At 68.1% G+C, this 22,921-nt stretch carries 20 protein-coding genes; 9 read left to right on the forward strand and 11 right to left on the reverse strand.

All coding sequences use genetic code 11. The features are described 5' to 3' along the window. Positions 1-19: 19 nt before the first annotated feature. From ACFWF1_RS03585 to ACFWF1_RS03600, 4 genes are all read right to left on the reverse strand, one after another. Positions 20-340, reverse strand: coding sequence for a PE domain-containing protein (locus ACFWF1_RS03585; protein ID WP_357380045.1), 321 nt, complete (start codon positions 338-340; stop codon positions 20-22). A gap of 159 nt (positions 341-499) precedes the next feature. After that, positions 500-850, reverse strand: coding sequence for a metallopeptidase family protein (locus ACFWF1_RS03590; RefSeq protein ID WP_379283056.1), 351 nt, complete (start codon positions 848-850; stop codon positions 500-502). Positions 851-859: 9 nt separating this feature from the next. Beyond that, on the reverse strand, positions 860-1,879 hold the full coding sequence (locus ACFWF1_RS03595) for a septum formation family protein (RefSeq protein WP_379283055.1): 1,020 nt from the start codon (positions 1,877-1,879) through the stop codon (positions 860-862). 189 nt (positions 1,880-2,068) lie between these two features. Next, positions 2,069-3,769, reverse strand: coding sequence for an aldehyde dehydrogenase family protein (locus ACFWF1_RS03600; RefSeq protein ID WP_379283054.1), 1,701 nt, complete (start codon positions 3,767-3,769; stop codon positions 2,069-2,071). A gap of 92 nt (positions 3,770-3,861) precedes the next feature. Between ACFWF1_RS03600 and serS the strand changes: the two genes are divergently transcribed. From serS to ACFWF1_RS03615, 3 genes are all read left to right on the forward strand, one after another. Next, positions 3,862-5,124 (forward strand): serine--tRNA ligase, encoded by a 1,263-nt coding sequence (serS, locus tag ACFWF1_RS03605; protein ID WP_379283053.1) that lies wholly within the window; start codon positions 3,862-3,864, stop codon positions 5,122-5,124. A 237-nt stretch (positions 5,125-5,361) separates the two neighbouring features. Further along, positions 5,362-7,227, forward strand: coding sequence for a putative bifunctional diguanylate cyclase/phosphodiesterase (locus ACFWF1_RS03610; RefSeq protein ID WP_379283052.1), 1,866 nt, complete (start codon positions 5,362-5,364; stop codon positions 7,225-7,227). 164 nt (positions 7,228-7,391) lie between these two features. Next, the gene (locus ACFWF1_RS03615; protein ID WP_379283050.1) at positions 7,392-8,774 is read left to right on the forward strand and encodes an MFS transporter; all 1,383 of its coding nucleotides are present in this window, start codon (positions 7,392-7,394) and stop codon (positions 8,772-8,774) included. On the opposite strand, the gene ACFWF1_RS03620 is transcribed toward ACFWF1_RS03615, so the two are convergent. Further along, positions 8,771-9,415: a TetR/AcrR family transcriptional regulator gene (locus ACFWF1_RS03620; RefSeq protein ID WP_379283049.1), complete on the reverse strand. Its 645-nt coding sequence runs from the start codon at positions 9,413-9,415 to the stop codon at positions 8,771-8,773. The genes ACFWF1_RS03615 and ACFWF1_RS03620 overlap by 4 nt on opposite strands. 100 nt (positions 9,416-9,515) lie before the next feature. Here ACFWF1_RS03620 and ACFWF1_RS03625 point away from each other — a divergent pair, with 100 nt between their 5' ends. Both ACFWF1_RS03625 and ACFWF1_RS03630 read left to right on the forward strand, forming a co-directional pair. Beyond that, positions 9,516-10,769, forward strand: a complete 1,254-nt coding sequence (locus tag ACFWF1_RS03625) for an oxygenase MpaB family protein (protein WP_379283048.1) — start codon at positions 9,516-9,518, stop codon at positions 10,767-10,769. 47 nt (positions 10,770-10,816) lie between these two features. Continuing rightward, positions 10,817-11,773 carry a DMT family transporter gene (locus ACFWF1_RS03630; protein ID WP_379283046.1) on the forward strand — a complete coding sequence of 319 codons (957 nt, stop codon included), beginning with the start codon at positions 10,817-10,819 and terminating at the stop codon, positions 11,771-11,773. A gap of 19 nt (positions 11,774-11,792) precedes the next feature. On the opposite strand, the gene ACFWF1_RS03635 is transcribed toward ACFWF1_RS03630, so the two are convergent. Both ACFWF1_RS03635 and ACFWF1_RS03640 read right to left on the reverse strand, forming a co-directional pair. After that, positions 11,793-13,331, reverse strand: coding sequence for a Rieske 2Fe-2S domain-containing protein (locus ACFWF1_RS03635; RefSeq protein WP_379283045.1), 1,539 nt, complete (start codon positions 13,329-13,331; stop codon positions 11,793-11,795). Positions 13,332-13,416: 85 nt separating this feature from the next. Continuing rightward, a complete protein-coding gene (locus tag ACFWF1_RS03640) occupies positions 13,417-14,382 on the reverse strand; it encodes a hypothetical protein (protein WP_379283044.1) in 966 nt (321 codons plus the stop codon). Positions 14,383-14,502: 120 nt separating this feature from the next. Between ACFWF1_RS03640 and ACFWF1_RS03645 the strand changes: the two genes are divergently transcribed. The 3 genes from ACFWF1_RS03645 to ACFWF1_RS03655 all read left to right on the forward strand — a co-directional run bounded on the left by ACFWF1_RS03645 (position 14,503) and on the right by ACFWF1_RS03655 (position 17,122). Further along, positions 14,503-15,249, forward strand: coding sequence for a lysophospholipid acyltransferase family protein (locus tag ACFWF1_RS03645; RefSeq protein ID WP_379283043.1), 747 nt, complete (start codon positions 14,503-14,505; stop codon positions 15,247-15,249). 14 nt (positions 15,250-15,263) lie between these two features. Next, a complete protein-coding gene (locus ACFWF1_RS03650) occupies positions 15,264-16,016 on the forward strand; it encodes a lysophospholipid acyltransferase family protein (RefSeq protein WP_379283042.1) in 753 nt (250 codons plus the stop codon). A gap of 347 nt (positions 16,017-16,363) precedes the next feature. Next, positions 16,364-17,122: a MerR family transcriptional regulator gene (locus ACFWF1_RS03655; protein ID WP_379283041.1), complete on the forward strand. Its 759-nt coding sequence runs from the start codon at positions 16,364-16,366 to the stop codon at positions 17,120-17,122. A 65-nt stretch (positions 17,123-17,187) separates the two neighbouring features. Here the strand turns inward: ACFWF1_RS03655 and ACFWF1_RS03660 are convergent, their stop codons facing one another. Further along, positions 17,188-18,057, reverse strand: coding sequence for a helix-turn-helix domain-containing protein (locus ACFWF1_RS03660; protein ID WP_379283040.1), 870 nt, complete (start codon positions 18,055-18,057; stop codon positions 17,188-17,190). A gap of 86 nt (positions 18,058-18,143) precedes the next feature. Between ACFWF1_RS03660 and ACFWF1_RS03665 the strand changes: the two genes are divergently transcribed. After that, positions 18,144-19,034 (forward strand): SDR family oxidoreductase, encoded by an 891-nt coding sequence (locus tag ACFWF1_RS03665; RefSeq protein ID WP_379283039.1) that lies wholly within the window; start codon positions 18,144-18,146, stop codon positions 19,032-19,034. A 309-nt stretch (positions 19,035-19,343) separates the two neighbouring features. Here ACFWF1_RS03665 and ACFWF1_RS03670 read toward each other — a convergent pair whose 3' ends face one another. The 3 genes from ACFWF1_RS03670 to ACFWF1_RS03680 form a co-directional block, all read right to left on the reverse strand. After that, positions 19,344-21,590: a heavy metal translocating P-type ATPase gene (locus ACFWF1_RS03670; RefSeq protein WP_379283037.1), complete on the reverse strand. Its 2,247-nt coding sequence runs from the start codon at positions 21,588-21,590 to the stop codon at positions 19,344-19,346. Positions 21,591-21,670: 80 nt separating this feature from the next. Continuing rightward, positions 21,671-22,633, reverse strand: coding sequence for a hypothetical protein (locus tag ACFWF1_RS03675; RefSeq protein ID WP_379283035.1), 963 nt, complete (start codon positions 22,631-22,633; stop codon positions 21,671-21,673). A gap of 30 nt (positions 22,634-22,663) precedes the next feature. Then, the gene (locus ACFWF1_RS03680) at positions 22,664-22,873 is read right to left on the reverse strand and encodes a heavy-metal-associated domain-containing protein (RefSeq protein ID WP_379283034.1); all 210 of its coding nucleotides are present in this window, start codon (positions 22,871-22,873) and stop codon (positions 22,664-22,666) included. Between the last annotated feature and the right edge of the window lie 48 nt (positions 22,874-22,921).

Raw genomic sequence — 22,921 nt, forward strand, 5'->3', positions numbered from 1 at the left:
TTTGCGATGCCCGCAGGCGTTAAGCGATTGTTCCGCTGATGATGCTGACGACGCCCGCCCGGGCGACGTCCTCACCGATGTGGGTGACGAGCTGGCTGCGCAGCGTCGCGGCGGCGTGATGCAGCTCCAGGATCCCCTGGGCGACCGCCTGGTCGTGCGTCATCGCGCCACGGTTGAGGTGGTTCGCGGCGTGCAGCGACACCTCGTCGACGCCGGAGGGGATGACGTGCGTCGCGGGCGCGGTCACCGCGGCGGCGGCAGCCAGCCGCTCGGCGAGTAGATCCAGCTCAGCGGCGGCAGCGAGGACGACTTCGGGTTGTACTAATACGTGGCCAACCATGACTCGACTCCTTCTAGTGGCGGCTATGGGGCGGAACCACGAGAATTCCCCCTTCGAGTGATAGGACGCGACAGCGAAGCGATCGGTTCCATCGAATCCCCTAAAGTTTCTTCCTGTCTCACCCCAACTGCAACCGCACTCATACAGCTGGGATAAAGACTAGCCCCATCCCAGCTGATGTAGGCGGTCTTCGTCAATGCCGAAATAGTGTGCGATCTCATGGATCACGGTGATTACCACCTCTTCCACCACTTCGTCCTCGTCCGCGCAGATGGCGAGGATGGACTCGCGATAGATCGTCACCGTGTCCGGCAGCGAGCCGCCGTAGTGGCTGTCGCGTTCGGTCAGCGCGATCCCGTGATAAAGCCCGAGTAAATGTGGATCCTTCGGATTGCGTGGTTCGATCAGCACGACCACGTTATCGATGGCTCGGGCCAGCTCCGGCGGAATGCGGTCGAGCGCGTCGCCGACCAGCTCCTCGAAACGGTCCTCGGACATGGAGACCGGCATCGTCGCGGATTACCTCGGCTGCGGGGGCAGCGGCGCCGCGCCGGGCAGCGGCGTCGGGGTCGAGCGCCCGGAGTTCGGCGGTGGCTGCGGGGCCTGGCCGTTGATCAGGATGTCGCCCTTCGCGGAACCGGTGATCGGCGCGAACCCCTCCCGATCGGCCCCCTTGCCGACCATGCAGTCCAGCTTGCGACTGCCCGCCAGCCAGCTGCGCGCGTCCAGGTAGTCGAAGAACAGCGTCAGCGTCTTGTTGCGCACCACGTCGGGCCCGCCGAGATAGTCCGCCGAGGTCCGCGCGCATTCGTCCTCGACGAACCTGTCCTGATCATCCTTGGCGGGCGGCCCGCCCTGGAACCGCTGGCCGAGGTCGATGGTGGATACGACCTCCACCGCGTGCACCTGCCCGCAATCCACCGGATCGGTCGGCAGGTTCTGATTGATGCCGAGGCACACGCCCGGCCCGTACACCTTCGACTGATCGTGTTCGGCGGCGCTGCCCACCGACGGCGGCGTGCCGGTGCTGGCCGCGTACTGCAGTCCGCAGCGCAGCGTGCGGTCGCCGTGCTGCCAGCCGTCGGGGCTCGGATACATCAAACCGACGATGTAGCGCCCGCGCGGATCGAACTTCCCGCCCAGGTACTGCTGCACCGCGGGCACGCAGTGCTCTTCCTTCAGTTCGGTCAGCCGCAGCGAGTCCGGGAACCGCGAGCCGGGCCCGAATTCCTTGCCCGGGTACTTGCTCATGTCGACATCCGCCGCGACCTCGAACATGTGCTTGGTATCGCAGCGCACCTTGAACAGATCGGAGTGATCCGGCTTGGACCAGCTCAGGCAGTCGCCCTTCACCGCGGTGCCGAATTCCTTGTCGACCACCGGCTCGCCGGGCGAGCCCGGCGTGTGCGCCTCGATCTTGTTGTTGTCGAACCCGGTCACGAACAACGTCACCAGCGCGGCGATCACGGCACCGGCGGCCACCAGCAGCAGTCCCCAGCGCAGCGTCGGCGCGGGCAGCGGCGTATCACCGGTGAACAAGCCCCGAAACGTGTCGAGCGAACGCCGCGTCCCGCCGGGGCGCGACGGCAGGCCACGTTTGGTCAGCCGGCTCGATGGCTCTGGCTTGGGTGCACGATCGGAGGAGGACATCGCGATCCATCATGGCAGTCTCCGCGCCGCGGTGCCACGACCTGGTCTGATCAGCCCTTTTCGCCCTGCCCGGCCGGGTCAGCCGCGGAACGCGGAGACGAAGATGCCGGGAATCCGCGCCGGGTTGCCGCTCGCGTAGAACTCGGTCAGCTTGCGTCCGGTCTCCGCCGCGGCCGCGTTGTCGACGAACCACGGCGGCTTCGGTGACAACGCCAGCTCACCGTGCAGCACCGAGCGCGGTGCCGGCCGGAACGGTCCGTGTACCACCGTGCGTTCCACGTCGTCCAGCAGGAAAGCGTTGTGCACCACGCCGATGCCGCTCTGCACGTCGTCGAGGGTGTGGCCGGGGAACGCGCCCCACGAGGCGCGCGGGGCGAGGAAGGCGAGCCCGGTCCACGCGTTCACCGCGATCGCGCCGTAGCGCAGCCGTTCGATCGCGCGGTCGAAGCCGACGCCGAGTTTGCGGATGGTCGCCGGATGGGCGAGCACGTTGGCGCCGAGCGTGCCGGTGAGTTCGTTGTTCGCGAAATCGACCGCCTGCTGCAGGAATTCACCATCCGCGTAGGGCAGTTCGACCACGCCGAGGACGGGCGAGAAGTATTCGGTGCGCAACAGCGGCGTATCGGTGAGCGGCAATTGTTCGACCAGCACCCGACCCGATCCGACCTGGTCGGCGTCGGGATAGGCGGCGAGCGCGTCGGCCACCCGCGAGTCGCTACCCGGGTAGTACGCGGTCCGCTGCGGCGCCTGCGCGAGCGCGGTGCGCAGCTCGGCCAGGAACTTGTCCTTGAGCGGCCAGTCCTTGCTGAGCACGATGGCCTGCGCGGCGATGCAGTTGTAGCCGCCGTTGTGCAGCCGCTGGGTCGCCACGTGCTCGGCCTGGAATCGCAGATCGGCGTCGGACCAATCGCCCGGCACCACGATGGTCGGCGAGACCCCGCCCAGCTCGCTGGTGATCGGCTTGTCCAGCAGCGGCCGCTTGTCCTGCTTGCGTTCCAGCCCCTCCGGCCCCGCTCCCCACACGATCGCGTCGTGCGTCTGCGCGCTGCCGGTCATGTGCACATGCGCGACGTCCGGATGATGCACCAGGTAGCCGCCGGTCGCCGCGCCACCCGTCACGATCCGCAGCACGCCCAGCTCGCACAGCGGCGCGAACACCATCTCGAACACCGTGTACAGCGGATCAGTGATCGGGTTCAGCTTCAGCACGACCACCCGGTTGTGCGCGTACAGCTCGTACAACGCGTCCAGCGGCGGAATGGAGGTGATGTTGCCCGCGCCGAGCACGACCCCGATGCCGCCGGTCGCGGTCGGATCGAGCTGCGCCAGCCCGGCCCGCCGCCGCGCGGTAGCGGCGTCCACACCCGGCCGCAGCCACACCTCGCCGTGAAAACCGTTGAGCAACAGCCGGTCATAGGTGCTCAACGGCAGAATCGGGACCGCGACCCGATTGCCCGGCGCGGCTTTGATCGCCACCCCGTCGAGCGGACTGCGCCCGTCCTCCAGCGCGGCCATCGTCGCGGACAGCGCCGCGGTGGCCTGCAGCAGGGTCATCGGTCCGGACATCCACTCCTCGCCGACCAGCGGCGAGTCCGCGTCCAGGCCCTTGATGGTCCGCGCGGCCCGCACCCAGTCGTCGGCGAAGCGTCCGGTCCGGGCGTGGATGTCGTCGAGGAGCTCCCGGCGGCGGCGCAAGGGGGTCTGTGCCCATACCTTCGCGCCCGCGGTCAGCTCGGCCAGTGCTTCATCGATCGCTGATTCGTCGAAAGTTGTACCCACCAGCCAACTATGCGCGCGTCAGCGGCCGAGCGGCCAGCATCCTGGGATATCGGGGTGAAACAGTAATAGCCGGACCACTAGGCTGAGGACCCATGATCGACCTCCGATTCCTGCGGGACAACCCCGACGCGGTCCGCGCCTCGCAGCGCGCCCGTGGCGAAGACCCCGCCCTCGTCGACGCCCTGCTCGCGGCGGACACGGCGCGCCGCGCGGCGGTGGCCACCGCCGACAACCTGCGCGCCGAGCACAAGGCGATGGGCAAGCTGGTCGGCAAGGCGAGCAAGGACGAGCGCTCCGGCCTGCTCGCGCAGGCGCAGGAGATGTCGGTCAAGGTCAAGGAGGCCGAGGTCGCGCAGCACGCCGCCGACGCCGACCTGGACGCCGCGCACCGCGCCATCTCGAACGTGGTGCAGGACGGCGCGCCCGCCGGCGGCGAGGCCGACTATGTCGTGCTGGAAAACGTCGGCACGCCAACGGAATTCGATTTCGAACCGAAGGACCACCTGGACCTCAGCGAGTCGCTCGGCCTGATCGACATGGAACGCGGCGCGAAGGTCTCGGGCGCCCGCTTCTATTTCATGACCGGCTACGGCGCGCTGCTGCAGCTCGGGCTGCTGCAGCTGGCGGCGCAGAAAGCGGTGGCCAACGGCTTCACCATGATGATCCCGCCGGTGCTGGTGCGCCCGGAGATCATGGCGGGCACCGGCTTCCTCGGCCAGCACGCCTCGGAGGTCTACCGGCTCGCCGAGGAGGACCTCTATCTGGTCGGCACCTCGGAGGTGCCGCTGGCCGGTTACCACTCGGACGAGATCCTCGACCTGAGCGACGGCCCGAAGCGGTACGCGGGCTGGTCGTCGTGCTTCCGCCGCGAGGCGGGCAGCTACGGCAAGGACACCCGCGGCATCATCCGGGTGCACCAGTTCGACAAGGTCGAGATGTTCGTGTTCACCACGCCCGAGCAGGCCGACGCCGAGCATCAGCGGCTGCTCGGCTGGGAGCGGGAGATGCTCGCCGCCGTCGAGGTCCCGTACCGGGTCATCGATGTTGCCGCAGGCGATCTCGGCAGCTCGGCCGCGCGCAAGTTCGACTGCGAGGCTTGGGTGCCCACCCAGCAGACCTACCGGGAACTCACCTCGACCTCGAACTGCACCACCTTCCAGGCCCGCCGCCTCTCGGTCCGCTACCGGGACGAGAACGGAAAGCCGCAGATCGCAGCGACTTTGAACGGCACGCTCGCGACCACCCGCTGGATCGTGGCGATCCTGGAGAACCATCAGCAGGCCGACGGTTCGGTGCGTGTGCCCGCGGCGCTGGTCCCGTTCGTCGGTACCGAGGTGCTGACTCCGCCGAAGTAGGCACACCCGGAGTCGGCCGCGCCAGCAGGCGACAGGCGGACATTCGGCCGTCCGAACTGCCTGCGGTTGGCCTCTGTACAGACCGCGCCGGTGCCGACGAATGTGGACTGTGGGCACCGGCGGCCAAGTCGCGTTGGCTACCCGAATGTTTCGCGAAGATGAATAGCTACCAGTTCGCCATGCCGGATTCACGGGATGTGGCAACCGCTGGGATTCGTTGTGTCTAGGCTATTCCCCGTGCGAGGAATCGGGGCGCGCGGCGATACCCGAACCCGGGTGCGGGCGGCATCGGCGCTGGCGACAGCTATGGTCATGGCTCGGACCACCGGGGCGTTCTACGTCATGGGTGGTGTGCTGGGTCTGCTGATTACTGCGATCGCCCCGGGCGAGGAGGGTAATCGGCCGCTGGTCGGCACGGCTGCGGCGATTGCGCTGACGCTCGGGCTCACCCTGCTCGCGTGGGGTCCGCGCCTGCCGCACTCCGTCCATCACGGGTACGTCGCCATCGCGACGGTGCTGGTGACGGTCGCGGTCTACGCCTTCCCCAATACCGTCGGCGCGATCAGCCTCGCCGCCTTCTATGTCTTCGTCGCCTGTGACGCCGCGCTGTTCTTCGCGTGGTCGCAGGCCGCCGCGCACATCGCCTTCGCCATGGTGCTGTGTCTCTGGGTATTGCCCATGCGGCCGGTGCATCCCGGCTTGCCGTGGTGGTCCGGGTTGATCCCGGCCGGGGTGACCCTCGGCGTCGGCGTGGTCGTCGGCATCCTCACCCGGATGGCGTCGGAAGCCGATATCGACGTGCTGACCGGCCTTTTGAACCGGCGCGGCTTCGATCGCGCGCTCAACGCCGCGATCGAGCAGGCCACCCGCACCGGCCAGGGCCTTGCGCTGGTGCTCGTCGACCTCGACCGATTCCAGAAGATCAACGACCACCTCGGCCACCGCGCCGGCGATGCCGTGCTGCAGCGGGTCGCCGACACCTGGTCGAAACTGCTTGCGCCGGACCAGCGCCTGGCCCGCTACGGCGGCGACGCGTTCGCAATGCTGTTGCCGAACACCACCGAGCAGGCCGCCATTCTGCTCACCGAGCAGTTGCGCGCGGCGGTGACCACCGGCTGCTCGGCGGGCGTGACCTCTTGGCAGCCAGGCGAATCCGGTTCGCTGCTGGTGAGCCGCGCGGACGTCGGCCTGTATCGGGCCAAGCAGGCGGGCCGCAACCGGACGGTGCTCGAGTCCTCGCGCCAGCTGCCGCTCGCAGTGGAATTGCGCGAGGCCATCGACCGCGGCCTGCTCGACGTGCACTACCAGCCGATCGTCAGCCTCACCGAGGGCGGCGGCAAGGCGGTCGGTGTCGAGGCGCTGCTGCGCTGGTCGTCGAGCGCGCAGCCGGACGTCACCACCGAGGGCCTGATCCGGGTCGCCGAGGAATACGACCTCATCTCCGATCTGGACGAGCTGGTGCTGCGCCGGGCCTGCGCGGACGCGGCGCGACTGCAGGACACCTTCGCGCAACTCGATCTGACCTTGAACGTGAACGTCAGCGGCCTGGAGCTGGCCGAGGCCGGCTATGCCGATCGCGTCGCGGGCATCCTCGCCACCACCGGCTGGCCGGCCGAGCAACTGGTGCTCGAGGTGACCGAGAGCGAGCTGGCGGCCGAATCGCACACCGCCATCGCGAATCTGCACACCTTGCGCGACCGCGGCGTGCGCATCGCCATCGACGACTTCGGCACCGGATACTCCTCGCTCAGCAGGCTGGCCACGCTGCCGAGCGACATCCTCAAGGTCGATCAGTCCTTCGTCGCCGCGATCCGCTCCGACTCCCCGGCGCCGCCACTGCTCGGCGTGATCGCCGCGTTGAGCAGCGCGCTGGACCTGCAGGTGATCGCCGAAGGCGTGGAGACCGAATATCAGGCCGCGGTGCTCACCGAACTCGGCTTCGCGCTCGCGCAGGGTTACCACTACAGCGACTCGCACCCGGTGGCGGATCTGATCAGCGACCTCAACGAGAACCATGGACGGGTCGGGCCCGGCACGATCGGCCGGGAGCTCGACGACGGCGATTCGATGCACGCCGCCAACGGTTGGCTGCCGCTCGGATAACTGCTTGACGCAGCATGTCGCAGGTACCCATGCTGATTCACATGCGTTTGCTCGTTTACGTCTGTTGATCTGTCAGAGGGGTGTTCGCCCGGCAGACGGGTAACGCCGCCACTCTCCGTCTTCATTCACGCTCGTCCCCGCTCAGAGTGCCGACCGTTCCGTCGTTGCGCTCACTGACGATCCGCGCCGTGCTGTTCAAGGGCATCGGCGACCTGATCCCGCTGTACGCGCTGTACTCCCTGCTGTTCGCCGACCATGGGCTGAGCACCGGGCAGATTTCGTCGTTGTTCGCGATCTGGTCGACCACCGCGTTCCTGCTCGAGGTGCCTTCCGGTGCATGGGCGGACACAGTGTCGCGACGTGCGCTCCTGGTCCTCAGCGGTGTCCTGCTGACGGCCGGATTCGCCCTCTGGACTCTCCTCCCGACCTACCTGGGCTTCGCCGCCGGATTCGTACTATGGGGTGCCGCAGGCGCTTTGGTGTCCGGCACCTTCGAAGCGCTCTTGTACGACGACCTGGCCGCTCGTGGCGAGCAGTCCGCCTACGCCCGCATTCTCGGTTACACCCGCGCGGCCTCGGAAACCGCGATAGTCGTCGGGATCGTTGCCGCCACACCGTTGTACCTGTGGGGTGGGTACGCGCTGATCGGTTGGTGCAGCGTCGGATTCGCCGCACTGCATACAGTGATCGCGCTGTCGTTCCCCAGCGCGCCGAAGGTGGTTTCCGCCGCCGATATCGATGAACTGGAAGACGAAGCGACGACACCGGCAGTCGGATCATTGGCGGACAAGGGCACCTCGACGCCGGATGATCGTGCGGGCGAGCCGAATCGGGATGTCACCACGGACGGTCTCGCAACGACGGTTGGTGATCGAGCCGTATCGGTCGACGCCGACGCGAAGCATTCGGCGGGACCGTTCGCCCGTTACCTCGCCATGTTGAAGACCGGTGTCGGAGAAGCGATTCGAGTGCGCACGGTGCGCAACGGCGTGCTGCTCGGCGCCTTGTTGTTCGGTATCACCGCCTTCGACGAGTACTTCGCACTGCTCGCCGAGTCGGTCGGTGTGCCGACTGCGGTGGTGCCGCTGCTCGTCGGCCTCACCGTCCTCGGTTCGCTGGGCGGCTCGGTCCTGGCCGGCCGCACCGAGGGCATGTCGGGCCGCGCCATGGCGATCGCCGTCGGCGTCGGCGGCGTCCTGTTCCTCGGCGGCGCACTGATCGCCGGACTCGCCGATCACCGCCCGAGCGCTGTGTATGTCCTTACCTGCCTTGGTTTCACCGCAATCGGCAGTTCCTACGGCATCATCTACAACGCCGGTGTCGTCGCCGGAGCACGTCTCCAAGACGCGATCGAAGGCCCGGCCCGGGCCACCGTGACCTCGGCATCCGGCCTGCTCGGCGAAGTCGTCGCACTGGTCGTCTTCGCCTTCGCCGCCCTCACCACCACCTGGTGGTCGATGGCCGCCATCCTCGCCTTCCTGGGCGCGACGATGCTCCCCATCGCCTTGCTGACCCCGTCCTGGCTACCGCCGAGGCGTCCGGACTAGTCGAGCCGGACGCCGATGAGATGGCCTGCGGTGAGCAGGAATTGGTCGGTGGAGCGGTCGATCAGGTCGGCACGGGTGACCGGGAGGGTGCCTGCCAGCCAGCTGTTGGTGGTTTCCCAGAGGCCGCCGAGCAGGTGGGTGGCGGCGAATTCGGCTTTGTCACCGGCACTTTCGACCAGTTCGGCGCCGACCTCGTCCGCGCACACCGCCATCATGATGCCCGCGAACGAGCGCATCACCTCGGCCCTGCGCATCAGCAGGGCCGGGTTCAGTTGGGCCTCGACGGTGGCGATGCGGGCCTTGCGCGGGTCGTCGGCGATCAGATCGATGGCCGCGGCGATCGCCGCCCTGGTTTTGGCGCGGATGTCGGTGGGCGTGGTGACGAACGCGGTGACGACCGCCTGCCCGATCTCGTCGACGATCCGGTCGAACAGCTCGCTGAACACCGCGTCGAGATCGCGGAAACTCTCGTAGTAGTACCGCTCGGACAACCGGGCCTGGCCGCACAGTCCGGACACGGTCAATTTGGCGAAACCCGAGGTCCCGATGATTTCCTGCGCGGCGTCGAGCAGCGCGGCGCGCCGCCGCGCTCTGCGCTGTTCGATCGGCACGCCGCCGTAGGACCGCGAGGTGGTAGCCATCCGGCCCATTCTGGCATACATCCTTGCCAGATATCTGATTCTGTGGGACGGTCTTGTCAGAATGCTCGACCGCGAACCTCGATCCGACGGGTGAAGTGCAATGGCGCATGACAACCAGAAACTGCCCACTCCGCAGCTGTTCACGGAGTTCCCGTACAAGTACGCCGTGCCCGTACTCGCGCCCGGCGACCTGAGCTGCACCGCCGCCCAGCGCGACTCGTTCCGCCGATTCACCACCGTCGGCGATCCGCTCGCCGACGCCATGGTCGCGATGTTCAAGCAGCTACCGGTCGGCGAGGGACGCCGGATGTTCGAGGTCGCGGTCGAACGCGGCATCGCCGCCGTGCCGGACGCGCCTGCGGAACTGGCCGCGTTCTTCGAGCAGGTGGAAGCCGATCCGTACTGGCTGGACCGGGAAAAAATCGACCGCGGCGCCCGCGTCGTGGGCCGCACCAGCGTCTGGGGTGGCATCGCGATGGGCATGTTCGCGCTGATGGGCGGCTACCTGGCCTCGCGTGCGGACAAGACCCTGGTCGGCACCGGCGATCTCGACGCGATGGCGCCGCGCCGCCTCGCCGAAACCACCCAGTGGTGGCTCGACGTGACGACTCCCGGTGGCCTGCAACGCAATGCGGTCGGCTACAAGAGCGTGCTGCGGGTGCGATTGATGCACGCACTGGTGCGCGCCGGCATGAACCGGCGCCCCGACTGGGACTACGAGGCGTGGGACCATCCGATCAACCAGGTGCTCACCGTCGGCACCCTCGGCCTGTTCTCCATGGCGAATCTCGTTGGCGCCCAAGCACTCGGCCTGCAGTTCTCGGCCAAGGAGAAGGACGCCGTCTTCCAGCTCTGGCGCTACGTCGGGTTCCTGCTCGGCGTCGACGCGGAGATCCTGCCGACCTGCGAGACCGACACCTGGCGCGCCTTCTGGATCCTCGCCGACACCGAATTCATCCCGGACGCCGACTCCCAGCGCCTGGCCCAGGCCCTCATCCCCGCGGCGGGCGGCCTGTTCGTCGGCGACACCACCGCCGGGCACCGCGCGCTACGCCGGGTGATCACCGCCTACATGGTCGCGTACAGCCGAATCATCCTCGGCCCCAGCAACGCCGACTTCCTCGGCCTGCCCGACAGCAGGTTCTTCCAGAGCGCCGTCATGGCCACCGCCGTCGTCAACGGCGCACTCGAGCTGCCCCGCCGCATCCTCCCCGGCGCCACCCGCTTCCACGAAAACCTCGGCGCCCGCCTCCGCACCCGCCTGGTCCGCGGCTCCATCGCCCGCAACGGCGGCGACCGCACCTACGCCCGCCACGACACCTACGCCACCCGCCCGGCCCTGCGCGCAGGCTGACCCGCACCGCGCGCTTCTCGGCCGGGTGCGGCGGTAGCGTGCCGAGGATGACCGCGCGGGTGAGGTTGGGGCTTGGGTTCGGGTTCTGCATCGGTGCGGGAGTGGCGGTGCAGGGGCGGATCAATGGTGCGCTCGGGGCGCGGCTGCATGATGGAATCGCGGCGGCCACCATTAGTTTCGGGTCCGGTCTGTTGATTCTGGTGATCGCGTTCGTGTTCAGTAGTCGGCTGCGTGCGGGTGCGACGAAGGTTCGAAACGCGCTGTCGGCGGGCACCTTGCGGCCGTGGCATCTGCTCGGCGGGCTCTGTGGTGCCTTCTTCGTCGCGTGTCAGGGGCTTACCGTCGCGGCGATCGGCGTCACCGCATTCACCGTCGCGGTCGTCGCGGGTCAACTCCTGAGCAGCCTGGTGGTCGACCGCCTCGGCGTCGCCCCGAGTGGTCGAACTCCGGTCACCGCGTTGCGGTTCGGTGGTGCCGCGCTGGGCATACTCGCGATACTGATCGCCGGGGTCGGCCGCTCGGGCGCATCTCCTGGCGCACTCTCGGTCCCCGACTCGCTGCGCGGCGCACCCACCGCACTGCTGATCATCCTGCCCGCCTTGGCCGGCATCGGGCTGGCCTGGCAGCAAGCGGTCAATGGTCGCGTCGGCGAGGTCGGCGGCTCGCTGTCCGCCACGTTGGTCAACTTCTGCGTCGGCCTCGTCGCGTTGGTCGTGCTCGAGGCCGTCGTGCTGATCGGCTCCGGCCTTCCCGACGAATTCCCCACGCAGCCTTGGCTCTACCTCGGCGGCCTCATCGGCATCGCCTTCATCGCGCTGGCCGCCAGCACCGTCCGCTGGATCGGCGTCCTCCTACTCGGCCTGACCTCCGTCGCAGGCCAACTCCTGATGTCGATCGCCCTGGACATCGCCACCCCGACCAGCGCGGGCTTGTCCGCCACCGCGGTAGTCGGCAGCGCTTTGACCTTGGTCGCCGTCGGCGTCGCCACCCGCTCCCATCCCTGACGTCCGAGTCGGCGGTGGCTCAACTCAGCTTGCGCGAGCGCAGTTCGTGGCCCTTGGACGTCTTGCACCGGCCCGATTCCAGATCCCACTGCCAGCCGTGCAGGTTGCAGGTAAGCGTATTACCTTCCACCACACCGAATTTCGACAGGTCCGCCTTGAGGTGCGGGCAGCGGCGCTGCACTTCCCACCCGGCCAATTCGGTCGAGGCGGAATCGTCGTGCGCCTCGGAGAACCAGCCGTCGGCGTAGGCGATGCGTTCGTCGGTAAGACATTTGAAGAAGGTGTAGAGGAATTCGTTGTAGCCGCCGATCCGCCACGCCTGGAAACGGGTGGACAGGAAGATGGTGTTCACCCAGTCGGGTTCGTTGTCCCGCAGCACGGTACGCACCAATTCGGGAGCGATGCGGAAACCGTAGCGGTACTTGCCTTCTCCCTCGATGGCGCCGCGCACCACGCGCTTGGGGAAGTCGAGCACCACGGTCTCGTCGCCGATCACCAGGCCGACGGGGTAGCCGATGCCGTCGCAGATCAGGTCGCTCTGCGCCATGATCGGCTCGAACAGCTCCTTCAGCGGTTCCAGCAGCGGGCCGTCACCCGTTGCCCAGGAAGCCTTTTCGGCCGCGAGCACCGGCGCGAGCCGCTGCGCCATCAGCTCGATGTATTCGGCCTTGTTGTCGTAGACCAGGCCCGGCTCGAACGGATGGGTCAATTCCAGCTCGGCCCCGCGCACGTCGGCGACGGACCCGGGGATCATCAGGATCCCGCCCTCGTTGCCATGGATCCGCATCTGATCCAGGAACACCATCTGGTCCGGGAAGATGTTGCCCTCGTCGCCGCGATCGTCGTTCAGGTAGCGCAGCTCGTCGTCCAGGAACACCGGCGGCCCGGCCGACGGCACCACCCAGGTGGCCCCGACCTGCTCGATGTAGCTGCGGCACCGGTCCATGCCGCGCTGGCGTTTCTGCTTGCCGAAGTTCGACTTGGTCCGGCTCGGGATGTCGTAGACCATCGGGTACCAGATGGCGCCCGAGTACTGCAGCAGGTGGATGTCGATGTGGCCGAACGAGTCGTGCAGCACGTCCATGTCGACCGGGCGGGCGTCGTTCATGTTGAAGCAGGTGGTCTCGCCGTCGGAGACGACCAGCCCGGAGTCGCCGATCGGCCCGTCGGCGGGCGCGCGCAACGCGATGATCATGATGTCGAGCTCGGCGCCGTTGCCGGTGATGGTGTGCTTGACCGAGTCCTCGGTCTCGAAGAACTTGTGGAAGCCGAGCTTCTCCAGCTCGCGCTTCAGATCCGGTACCGGATAGTCCGGCAGCAGCACCGTCGCGTCCTTGTTGACGTGCTCGGCCAGGTTCTCCGCGTCGAAGTGGTCGCGGTGCAGATGCGAGACGTAGAGGAAATCGCAATTGCCCAGCTCGTCCCAGTCCAGCTGGGTGTTGTCGGGAAACGGGAACCACGAACCGAAGTACGCGGGGTTGACCCAGGGGTCACAAAGGATCGACCCCGCCGCGGTGCGGATGTGGAATCCGGCGTGTCCGACGCTGGTGATCTGCACGAGCTGCTCCTCCTACCGTTACCAGCCATTCAGGGTAATGGCTGTATGGAACTACCAGACGCTCGCGGTGCCGATGGCGAGCGGGTTACGGGGAGACGTCGCCGATGCAGTAGCCCTGCGTCCCGGAGGTCAGGGTGAAGGTGCGGGTCTGGGTTGCCCCTGCGGCGTTGGTGACCGGAGCGAAGACGGCGATGTAGTCCCCGCGCAGTGGTTCGGATCGGATCTCCTGGTCGGCGAACTTGGTGACGCCGGTCAGCTTGCCCGGGTTGTCGGCCAGCGGCGCGGCAATCGACTTCCCGGTGCCGGTGGGATCCCAGGTCGCCGGGGACGCCTTGCAGACCAGCGGGTAGGTGCCTTCCTTGTCGGCGGCGTCGAGCGGAGTGCCGACCAAGCGGGACAGGTAGCGCCGCACGGTGTGCCTGGCGTCGGCGTCGTCGTACTCGATGTCCGCGCCCGCCGAGGCGACGCGGGGGCAGGCGTAGCCGGTGTCGAGCGCGGCCCGGTCGACGGCGACGGTGGTGGTCCGGGACTTCCAGGTGATGGCGTCCGGCGTCGCGGTGCCCGGCTGGGCGAGGGCGGCCAGGATGGGCTGGTCGTCGGCGTACATGGTGGCCACGGTCTGCGGCGCGATGGTCCAGCACTTGGCCTGCAATTGAGCGATGGTGCTCGTCTTCAGATCGGCGGTCCAACGCTGCACGGCGGCAGGCAGTTCGGTGACCGGGCCGACCGAGGGCGCCGCCGAGGTGGTGGTCGGCACCGGGGTGTTCTGGGTGGGGACAGCGGCCGCCGGCGTCCCGATCGAGGCCGTGGCCTTTACCGGTTCTTCGTTCGGAATGCCGACCGCGGAGTCGCATCCCGCAAGCACCAAGGCCCCGGTGATCGCCAAGCCGCCGGCCAATACTCGTCGGCCATGGGTACTGCGCTGTAGTCGCGAGGTGGTCGCACGGATCGCGGCCGAAACCGGGTCGCCGGGGGAGTCGGGCGCTGTCCTGCCGAGGTGATCCGGTGCGCTCCGGTCGCGTCCAGGTGGATTCGGATGGGCGCTTGGCACTTCGACGATCCTCTTCTCTACAGCGTGCGACGGGCCGATCGAGCCGCCCAGCCTCGGTGTGACCCATAAAGCAGCGGCCCACTGCCGGATGGGACAGTCAGCGACTACGCTAGCGGAATTGTGGAACCCGTCTACCGGACGATCATCGGCCTTGCCCGTACCGTCTTCTTCGTCGAAGGCCTGAAGTTCACCGTCAAGGGCGCTGAACATATCCCCGCGCGGGGTGGTGCCGTACTAGCGGTCAACCACACCGGATACATGGACTTCACCTATGCGGGCCTGCCGGTGCGCACGCCCAAGCGCTATATCCGGTTCATGGCCAAAAAAGAGGTCTTCGACGACAAGATCTCCGGCCCGATCATGCGCGCGCTCAAGCACATTCCGGTCGACCGGGGTGCGGGCGCCGACTCCTACAAAGCCGCAGTCGATTACCTGCAGCGCGGCGAGCTCGTCGGCGTGTATCCCGAGGCGACCATCAGCCGCAGCTTCGAGATCAAGGACTTCAAGTCCGGCGCCGCGCGGATGGCCATCGAGTCCGGTGTGCCGATCATCCCGATCGTCATCTGGGGCGCGCAGCGGGTGTGGACCAAGGGCTTCCCGAAGCGGCTCGGCCGCACCAACACGCCGATCTCCATCGCGGTCGGCGCGCCCATCGCCCCGTTCGAGCCCGCATCCGAGCTGACCGCTCAACTGCGCACGACCATGCAGGAAATGCTGCTCGACCTGCAAAAGGACTATCAGCACGAGCTGGGCGCGTACTGGGTACCGGCCCGGCTCGGCGGCAGCGCTCCTACCCTGGAGGAGGCCGACGCGCTCGATGCCGCCGAGGCCGCGGAGAAGGCAGCTCGGAAGAAAACAGCCTCGTAGTAGCGGAGATTCGGATGGCGCGGGAACCGGTTTACGACATCCTCACCGGCTTGGTTCGCACCATTTTCCGGTTACAAGGGCTGCGGATCGACATCGCCGACCAGCACCGGATTCCGAGTGCGGGCGGCGCGGTGCTGGCCGTGAACCACACCGCGTACCTGGACTTCATGGAGGTCGGACTGGTCGGCCGCAAGTCCGGCCGCAACGTCAGATACATGATGAAGGCCGAGCTCGAGCACGGCATCGTCGGCTTTCTGATGAAGCACTGCAAGGCAATCGGCGTCGACCGAACGGCGGGCGCCGAATCCTATAGCCGCGCGGTGCAAGCCCTGCGTGACGGCGAACTCGTCGTGGTCTATCCCGAGGCGACCATCAGCCGCAGCTTCGAACTGAAGGACTTCAAGTCCGGCGCTGCCCGCATGGCCATCGAAGCCGACGTCCCGATCATCCCCGTCGTCATCTGGGGCGCCCACCGCGTCTGGACCAAGGACATCCCGAAACAGCTAGGCCGCCACAAGTTCCCGATCAACATCCGCATCGGCGACCCCATCCCACCCGCCGAACCCCCGGAATCCCTCACCACCACCCTCCGCACCCACATGACCGACCTCCTCACCGCGGCCCAACACGACTACCCCATGGCCCCCGGCGCCCGCTGGGTCCCCGCCCGCCTCGGCGGCACCGCCCCCACCCTCGCCGAAGCCGCCATCCTGGAACAGGAAGAACTAGCCCGCCGCCGAGCCAAATCCCAACACCCGAACCCCTGAGTTCGCTATCGAGTAGTGGCAGGGCGCCCGAGTCAGCGCCTATTCCGCTTCGTTATTCACCCTTTCGAGCCGATGCTGAGAACCACCCCGAAGACGGTGGCACCCACCTCCCAACCCGCGAACGGGAACCAGAGCACGGTCCCGGAGGGGTTCGCCGCTCCGCGGCTAGAGGTGTGACTCGCAGCCGTGGATGGCGCTGTTCTCGTAACCACAGGTGGCAGACCAGCGATGAGGATCGCCCGCATCCGACGATTCGGCGTATTCGCATTTGACCTTGCCGTAACGGCAACTTCTACCGTCGAAGACAGGCCGGACAGACCGGTTACATGGAAGTGATGGGAAGTGTCATGAGTTGGTCGATCGCCGAGGTGGCGAGGATGTCGGGCATCACCGCCCGCACCCTGCGGCACTACGACGACATCGGTCTGCTCGAGCCCGCGCACGTGGGTGTCAACGGCTATCGCTACTACGAGGAAGAGCAACTGCTTCGCTTGCAGCAGATCCTCGTGCTGCGTGAGCTCGGCCTGAGTCTGGCCGAGATCGCCGAGTCGGTCGACTCCGAGCCCGACACCCTGGTCGCCCTCGAGCGCCAGCACATCCGCCTGCGCACCGAGAGCAACCGCCTGGCGCGGATGGCCGACACCGTGGCACGCACCATCGCAGACTTGGAGGGGAAGACCGAGATGGCAGTGAAGATCAATCGCCCGGAGAACCTGTTCGAGGGCTTCGATCACTCGCAGTACGAGGCCGAGGCCCGCGAGCGCTGGCCGGAGCAGTACGAGCAGTCCCAACGCCACTACGCGACGATGACCGCCGAGGATATCGAGCAGTGGCAGCGGGAGGGCACGGCGTGGCTGATCCGTATGGCCGAGCACATGGCGGCCGGCACGCCGGTCGAGGACCCGGCGGTCCAGGCAGAGATCCACACTCATTACCTGGGCTTGTGTCGCTTCTGGACTCCGAACCGGGAGGCGTACAAGGGTATGGGCCAAATGTTCGTCGATGACGACAGGTACAAGGCGACGTACCTGAAGATCGCCGAGGGCCTCGCCGAGTATCACCGGGACGCGATGATCGTCTACGCGGACCAGCGGCTCGCCGAGTAGAGCCTTCGGCGGTGAGTGACGCGTGGCTGCGGCATCGGTCCGGGTAGCACCCGCCGCGGTGGGGATCAGAGGTGGTCGAGGGGGCGGCAGGGGGAGGGGGTGGGGACGGCGCCGCGGAGGAATGAGCTGGGTGGGACGCCCATGAGGGTGCGGAAGTCTGCGGTCATGTGGGATTGGTCGAAGTAGCCGTTGTCGGCGGCGAGGCGGGCGAGAGACGTTGTCGGCTCGTAATCGCCGGTGGTGGTGGGAAGTTGCGGCGATGGTGTGCTTCGCGCTTGTGCCAGGATGCGGCGCACTCGATCGATGCGCGCGAAGTGCTTGGGGGAGACGCCGATTCCGGCGGTGAACAGGTTGCGGAGTTGGCGTTCGCTGACGGCGAGGTCGCCGGCCAACGCACGCACGGAGCGGCCGTCCGGGTCCGCCGACAGCGCTGCGACGGCCGAGCGGAGTACCTCGCGTTGCGTGCGTCGGGTCGCATCCTCGGAAATACGTTGCGGCAGCTTATCTTCCAGAAAGCCGAAGATTTCGTCGGCGCTCAGCTCGATCAGCTCGTCGGCGAGATCGGCGGCGGCGCCGGGCAGGTCGGCGAGGCGGATGACCCGATCGGTGAGCAACGTTGCGGGCACGCCGAGCAGCGGCCGGGCCGCGCCGTGCGCCAAGCGCAGTCTCAGGCAGGACGCGGGTTTGCTCGGATGGGAGTACAGCGCTTTGGTCTGCGGGCCGATGACGAGGGCCTCGCGCGGCCCGCCCTCCTGTGAGCGCAGCACGATCGTGGTCGCGGCCTGCGGGATGTGCGCGAACGACTCGGCCAGGTGACGCACCGTCGGAATGCGCCCGAGTTCGGTGAACCACGGCCGCAACGACTCCGGCGCGGAGGCCGTCGTCTCGACGAGGTCGGCGGTCACGACGGGCGCCGTGCGCAGCATGGTGGTCACCGAATCCACTGTAGGCACTCGGCGGCGCGGCGGCTGTGCCGAAATTTCCTAGAGAACCCGGTGGTCCGGGCGGCAACGTTGGGCTCATGATTCTGATCACCGGTGCCACGGGCACCATCGGCAGCGAAATCGTCCGGCAGTTGGTGGCGCGCGGCGAGCAGGTCCGGGCCGTCACCCGCGATCCGGCGCGGGCGCAACTGCCCGCGGGCGTCGAGGTGGTGCGCGGCGACTACCAGGACCCGGCTTCGATCGCGGCGGCCGCGAAGGGTGTCGACGCCGCGTTCATCGTCGGCATCCTCGGCCCCGAATACGTCGACGCCGACCGCACCCTGATCACCACCGCGCGGGACGCGGGCGTTCAACGCATCGTGAAGCTCTCCGCCATCGGCACCGGCGAGGACGCGGTCGGCGGGATCGGCACCTGGCATCTGCCCGGCGAACAGGCGGCCCGCGCGAGCGGCGTCGAATGGACCATCCTGCGCCCGAGTTCGTTCGCCTCGAACACCCTGAGCTGGGCCGACGCGATCCGCAACGGCCAGCCGGTGCCCAGCATGACCGGCAGCGGGCAGCAGGGTGTCGTTGATCCGCGTGACGTCTCCGCAGTCGCGGTGGCCGCCCTGACCTCGTCCGACCACGCGGGACAGATCTACACCCTCACCGGCCCGGAACTGCTGACCAGCGCGGACCAGGTGGCCGTGCTCGCCGAGGTGCTCGGCCAACCGCTGGAAGTCGTCGACGTGCCGAACGAGGCGGCACGCGAACACATGCTCGCCGCCGGGCTGTCCGAAACGTTCATCGACGGCGCCCTCGAAGGCCAGGCTTACGTCCGCAGCGGCGGCAACGCCATCCTCACCGACGACCTCCGCCAGGCCCTCGGCCGCGCTCCACGCACCTACGCCGAGTGGGCCGCCGACCACGCTGCGGTGTTCCGCGAAGCGCCGACGGCGGCTGCCCGTGGCCGTGGAACCATCGCGTAGCTACGCATTGTCTGTGCCGGATCACCGGCTGTGAATCGGCTGGCAATTGCGCGGGAGGTTGCCGAGAGTTCCGCTGCGACCATTGTGGAGTGCTGTTGGGCGGCAGTAACTTTCGCTTGCTGATCAATGGCTCTATGGAAGGTCGAAATCATGCTCGCTCTGCTTGCCCTATTGGGTGCGACTGGTAGCGCCGCCGCGGCGTGGGGTACTGGAAGTGCCGCAATGGCATTGGGAAACAGCGGCGTCCTGCAGTAGCCCGAAACGCCGAACGGGACGGCACCATCGGTGCCGTCCCGTCGGGTTTCCGGGCTACTGCGCGGTGGAACGGAACGTGCGCAGCCGCAGGCTGTTGCTCACCACGAAGACCGAGGAGAACGCCATGGCGGCGCCCGCGAGCATCGGGTTCAGCAGGCCGGCCATGGCCAGCGGGATGGCGGCGACGTTGTAGGCGAACGCCCAGAACAGGTTGCCCTTGATGGTGCCGAGGGTCCGGCGGGACAGCCGGATCGCATCGACCGCGGCACGCAGATCGCCACGAACGAGCGTGAGATCGCTGGCTTCGATCGCCACATCGGTGCCGGTGCCCATGGCCAAGCCGAGATCGGCCTGGGCCAGTGCCGCGGCATCGTTGACGCCGTCACCGACCATCGCGACGACCTTGCCCTCGGCTTGCAACCGCTTGACCGTATCGACCTTGTCCTGCGGCAGCACCTCCGCGATCACCTCGTCGATACCGACCTGTGCGGCGATCGCCGCGGCGGCGGCCGCGTTGTCACCGGTCAGCATGATCGGGGTGAGCCCCAGCGCCCGCAGCTGCGAAATCGCTTGGGCCGAGGTCGGTTTCACCGCATCGGCGACGACGAGCAGGCCGCGCGCCTTGCCGTCCCAGCCCACCGCCACTGCGGTCTTCCCCTCGGCCTCGGCGGCCCGCATGGCCCGCTCCAACTCGGCATCCAGGTGCTGTGCCCAGTCGGCGAGCAGCCGGGCCCGTCCGACGATCACCGCGTGCCCGTCCACCACGCCTTGCACCCCGAGACCTTCGACATTCGCGAAACCCTCCACCGTGTGCAGCGCACCGACCCGCTCCCTGGCCCCCTTGGCGATCGCCTGCGCGATCGGGTGCTCGGACGAATCCTCCAGCGCCCCAGCGAGAGCAAGAACCTCGTCGGCGTCTTCGCCTTCCGCCGCAACGACATCCAGCAGCGTCATCCGGCCGGTGGTGACGGTGCCCGTCTTGTCCAGCACCACGGTGTCCACCCGCCTGGTCGATTCCAGCACCTCCGGACCCTTGATCAGGATGCCGAGCTGCGCGCCGCGACCGGTGCCGACCAGCAGCGCGGTCGGCGTGGCCAGTCCGAGGGCGCACGGGCAGGCGATGATCAGCACCGCGACCGCGGCGGTGAAGGCCGCCGCGACGGAACCGCCGGTGCCGAGCCAGAATCCGAGCGTCGCCACCGACAGCGCGATCACGATCGGCACGAAGATGCCGGAGATCCGGTCGGCCAGCCGCTGGGCCTGCGCCTTTCCGGTCTGCGCGTCCTCGACCAGCTTCGCCATCTGCGCCAGCTGGGTATCCGAGCCGATCCGGCCGGCGCGCACCACGATCCGCCCGCCGACGTTCACCGTCGCGCCGACCACCGCGTCGTCGGTCCCGACCTCCACCGGCACCGACTCACCGGTCAGCATCGAGGCGTCGACCGCCGAGGCCCCCTCCACCACCACACCGTCGGTGGCGATCTTCTCGCCGGGGCGAACCACGAACTGATCGCCAACGGCCAACTGCTCCACGGGTATCCGCTGTTCGGTCCCGTCGCGCAGCACCGAAACCTCCTTGGCGCCGAGCTCCAGCAGGGCTCGCAGTGCCGCACCGGCGCGTCGCTTGGACCGCGCCTCGAAGAAGCGTCCGGCCAGGATGAACGTGGTGACACCCGCCGCGGCCTCCAGGTAGATGCTGCCCGTGCCGTCCATCCGGGAGATGGTGAACTCGAACGGGTGCTTCATGCCCGGCATGCCCGCCGTGCCCCAGAACAGTGCGTACAGCGACCAGCCGAACGCGGCGAGGGTGCCCATCGACACCAGCGTGTCCATGGTGGCGGTGCCGTGGCGCAGGTTGGTCAGCGCGGCCCGGTGGAACGGCAGCGCGCCCCACACCACGACCGGCGCGGCCAGCGTCAGCGACAGCCACTGCCAGTTGGTGAACTGCAGCGCGGGGATCATCGCCATCGCGATGACCGGCACCGTCAGCACCAGCGAGACCAGCAGCCGGATGCGCAACGCGACGGCCGGATCACTCTCGGCCGCAACGGTTTCCGCGACTTTCCGGGCGGGCAGTGTGGCACTGTATCCGGCCTGCTCGACCGTCGCGATCAGTTCCGCCGGCGAGACGTCACCGGTGACATCCACCCGAGCCTTCTCGGTCGCGTAGTTCACCGTCGCGGTGACACCGTCGAGCTTGTTCAGCTTCTTCTCGATGCGATTGGCGCAGGACGCGCAGGTCATGCCGCCGATCACCAGTTCGACCTGCCCGATGGCGGGTGGTTGTGCCGTGGTGGTCATGGTGTGCTCCGTTCTGTGCGGCACGGTAGTGGAGATTCGGGTGTTGCGGGGGCGGCACGATGGCGCGGCCCCCGCGACGATCAGTGGCTGTGCGCCGGTGCTGGCGCGCCGTGTCCGGCGTGCGCCGGTTCGGGAGCGCCGCCGTGCCCGTCGTGGGTCCCGGGCACGACCGCCGCGGTGCCCTGGCCGACGGTCACGGTGAATTCGGCCGTGCGGACCACTCCTTCGTGCTGGAAGTCGAGGAACAGGCGGTAGTCGCCCGCGCTCGGCGCGGTGACGTAGAAGGTGATGCCGGGTCCGGCCGGGGTGACGCCGTCGCCGGGGTGGCCGTCCGGGTGCACGTGCAGGTAGGCGAGGTCGGCGGTGCGCAGCGCGACCAGGTGACCGTACGCCGCCAGGTAGGGCTGCAGGTCGGTGACCGGCTTGCCGTCCCGGCGCACCGACAGTGTGACCTTCGAGGCTTGGCCGGCGGCGACGGTGCCGTCGAGGGCGACCGTGTAGCCGCCGACGGTGGTGCTGGTCGACGCGGCAGGCAGCGGCTGCGGGTCGTAGTTGCCCGCGACTCGCAGATCGGCACCGAGGGTCAGGTTCCGGCCGCCCTCGGGGATGAAGTCGGCGAACACTCGGTAGTCCCCGGCGCGGGTGAGATCCAGTGGGACGCTCCAGGTTCCGTCGCCGCCGAGGACGGGGTGCACGTGCTGGAAGGCGACCATGTCGCGCCGGACCACGATCAGGTGCAGGTCCTTGTCGTGGTTGGGCTGATAGCGGGTGACCGGTGTGCCGTCCTGGTTCAGGATGCGGAAGCGGAGCGGGACGTTCGGCGCCGCGGTGGTCAGCGCGGTGTCGAGCCGCAGGGTGTATCCGCTTTCGGTGGTCATCATTCCTCCGGGTGTCTGGTCGGGACGGGCGGCGGGCTCGTCCTCATGAGCGTGCGATTCAGGGGCGGCGGGATCGGGGCCGATCGCCGCGCCGGTGGCAATGGCGATCCCGAATACGGCGGCCAGGCCGAGGGCGAAGCCGGCGAACTTGGTGGATGCGTTCATCGGATGCTCCGTTTCCGGGTGGTCGCGGCGTCAGCCTGCGACGGCGTAGCCGGCCTGGTCGATGGCGGCGACGATCGCGTCGCGCCCGATCGAGTCGGTGGTTTCGACAGTGACTCGGCCGGTGGGCAGGTCGACCGTGACCCCGTCGACGCCATCGACCAGGCCGATCCCGTCGCGTACTCGGTTGGCGCAGCCGCCGCAGGTCATTCCGGTAACGGTCACGGTGATCGCGGTGCTCATGGTGTCTCTCCTTCTGCGGCGACGGCCTCCGCCGTGCTCATGAGAATT

The organism is Nocardia sp. NPDC060255 (assembly GCF_042727395.1).
Lineage (GTDB): Bacteria > Actinomycetota > Actinomycetes > Mycobacteriales > Mycobacteriaceae > Nocardia.

Bases quoted from the DNA above. Each gene is read 5' to 3' on its own strand.
- ACFWF1_RS03630 (WP_379283046.1), top strand. From the start codon at position 10,817: ATGACCGCGCGGGTGAGGTTGGGGCTTGGGTTCGGGTTCTGCATCGGT.
- ACFWF1_RS03670 (WP_379283037.1), bottom strand. From the start codon at position 21,590: ATGACCACCACGGCACAACCACCCGCCATCGGGCAGGTCGAACTGGTG.
- ACFWF1_RS03665 (WP_379283039.1), top strand. From the start codon at position 18,144: ATGATTCTGATCACCGGTGCCACGGGCACCATCGGCAGCGAAATCGTC.
- ACFWF1_RS03655 (WP_379283041.1), top strand. From the start codon at position 16,364: ATGAGTTGGTCGATCGCCGAGGTGGCGAGGATGTCGGGCATCACCGCC.
- ACFWF1_RS03680 (WP_379283034.1), bottom strand. From the start codon at position 22,873: ATGAGCACCGCGATCACCGTGACCGTTACCGGAATGACCTGCGGCGGC.
- ACFWF1_RS03620 (WP_379283049.1), bottom strand. From the start codon at position 9,415: ATGGCTACCACCTCGCGGTCCTACGGCGGCGTGCCGATCGAACAGCGC.
- ACFWF1_RS03675 (WP_379283035.1), bottom strand. From the start codon at position 22,633: ATGAACGCATCCACCAAGTTCGCCGGCTTCGCCCTCGGCCTGGCCGCC.
- ACFWF1_RS03650 (WP_379283042.1), top strand. From the start codon at position 15,264: ATGGCGCGGGAACCGGTTTACGACATCCTCACCGGCTTGGTTCGCACC.
- serS (WP_379283053.1), top strand. From the start codon at position 3,862: ATGATCGACCTCCGATTCCTGCGGGACAACCCCGACGCGGTCCGCGCC.
- ACFWF1_RS03585 (WP_357380045.1), bottom strand. From the start codon at position 340: ATGGTTGGCCACGTATTAGTACAACCCGAAGTCGTCCTCGCTGCCGCC.
- ACFWF1_RS03625 (WP_379283048.1), top strand. From the start codon at position 9,516: ATGGCGCATGACAACCAGAAACTGCCCACTCCGCAGCTGTTCACGGAG.
- ACFWF1_RS03590 (WP_379283056.1), bottom strand. From the start codon at position 850: ATGCCGGTCTCCATGTCCGAGGACCGTTTCGAGGAGCTGGTCGGCGAC.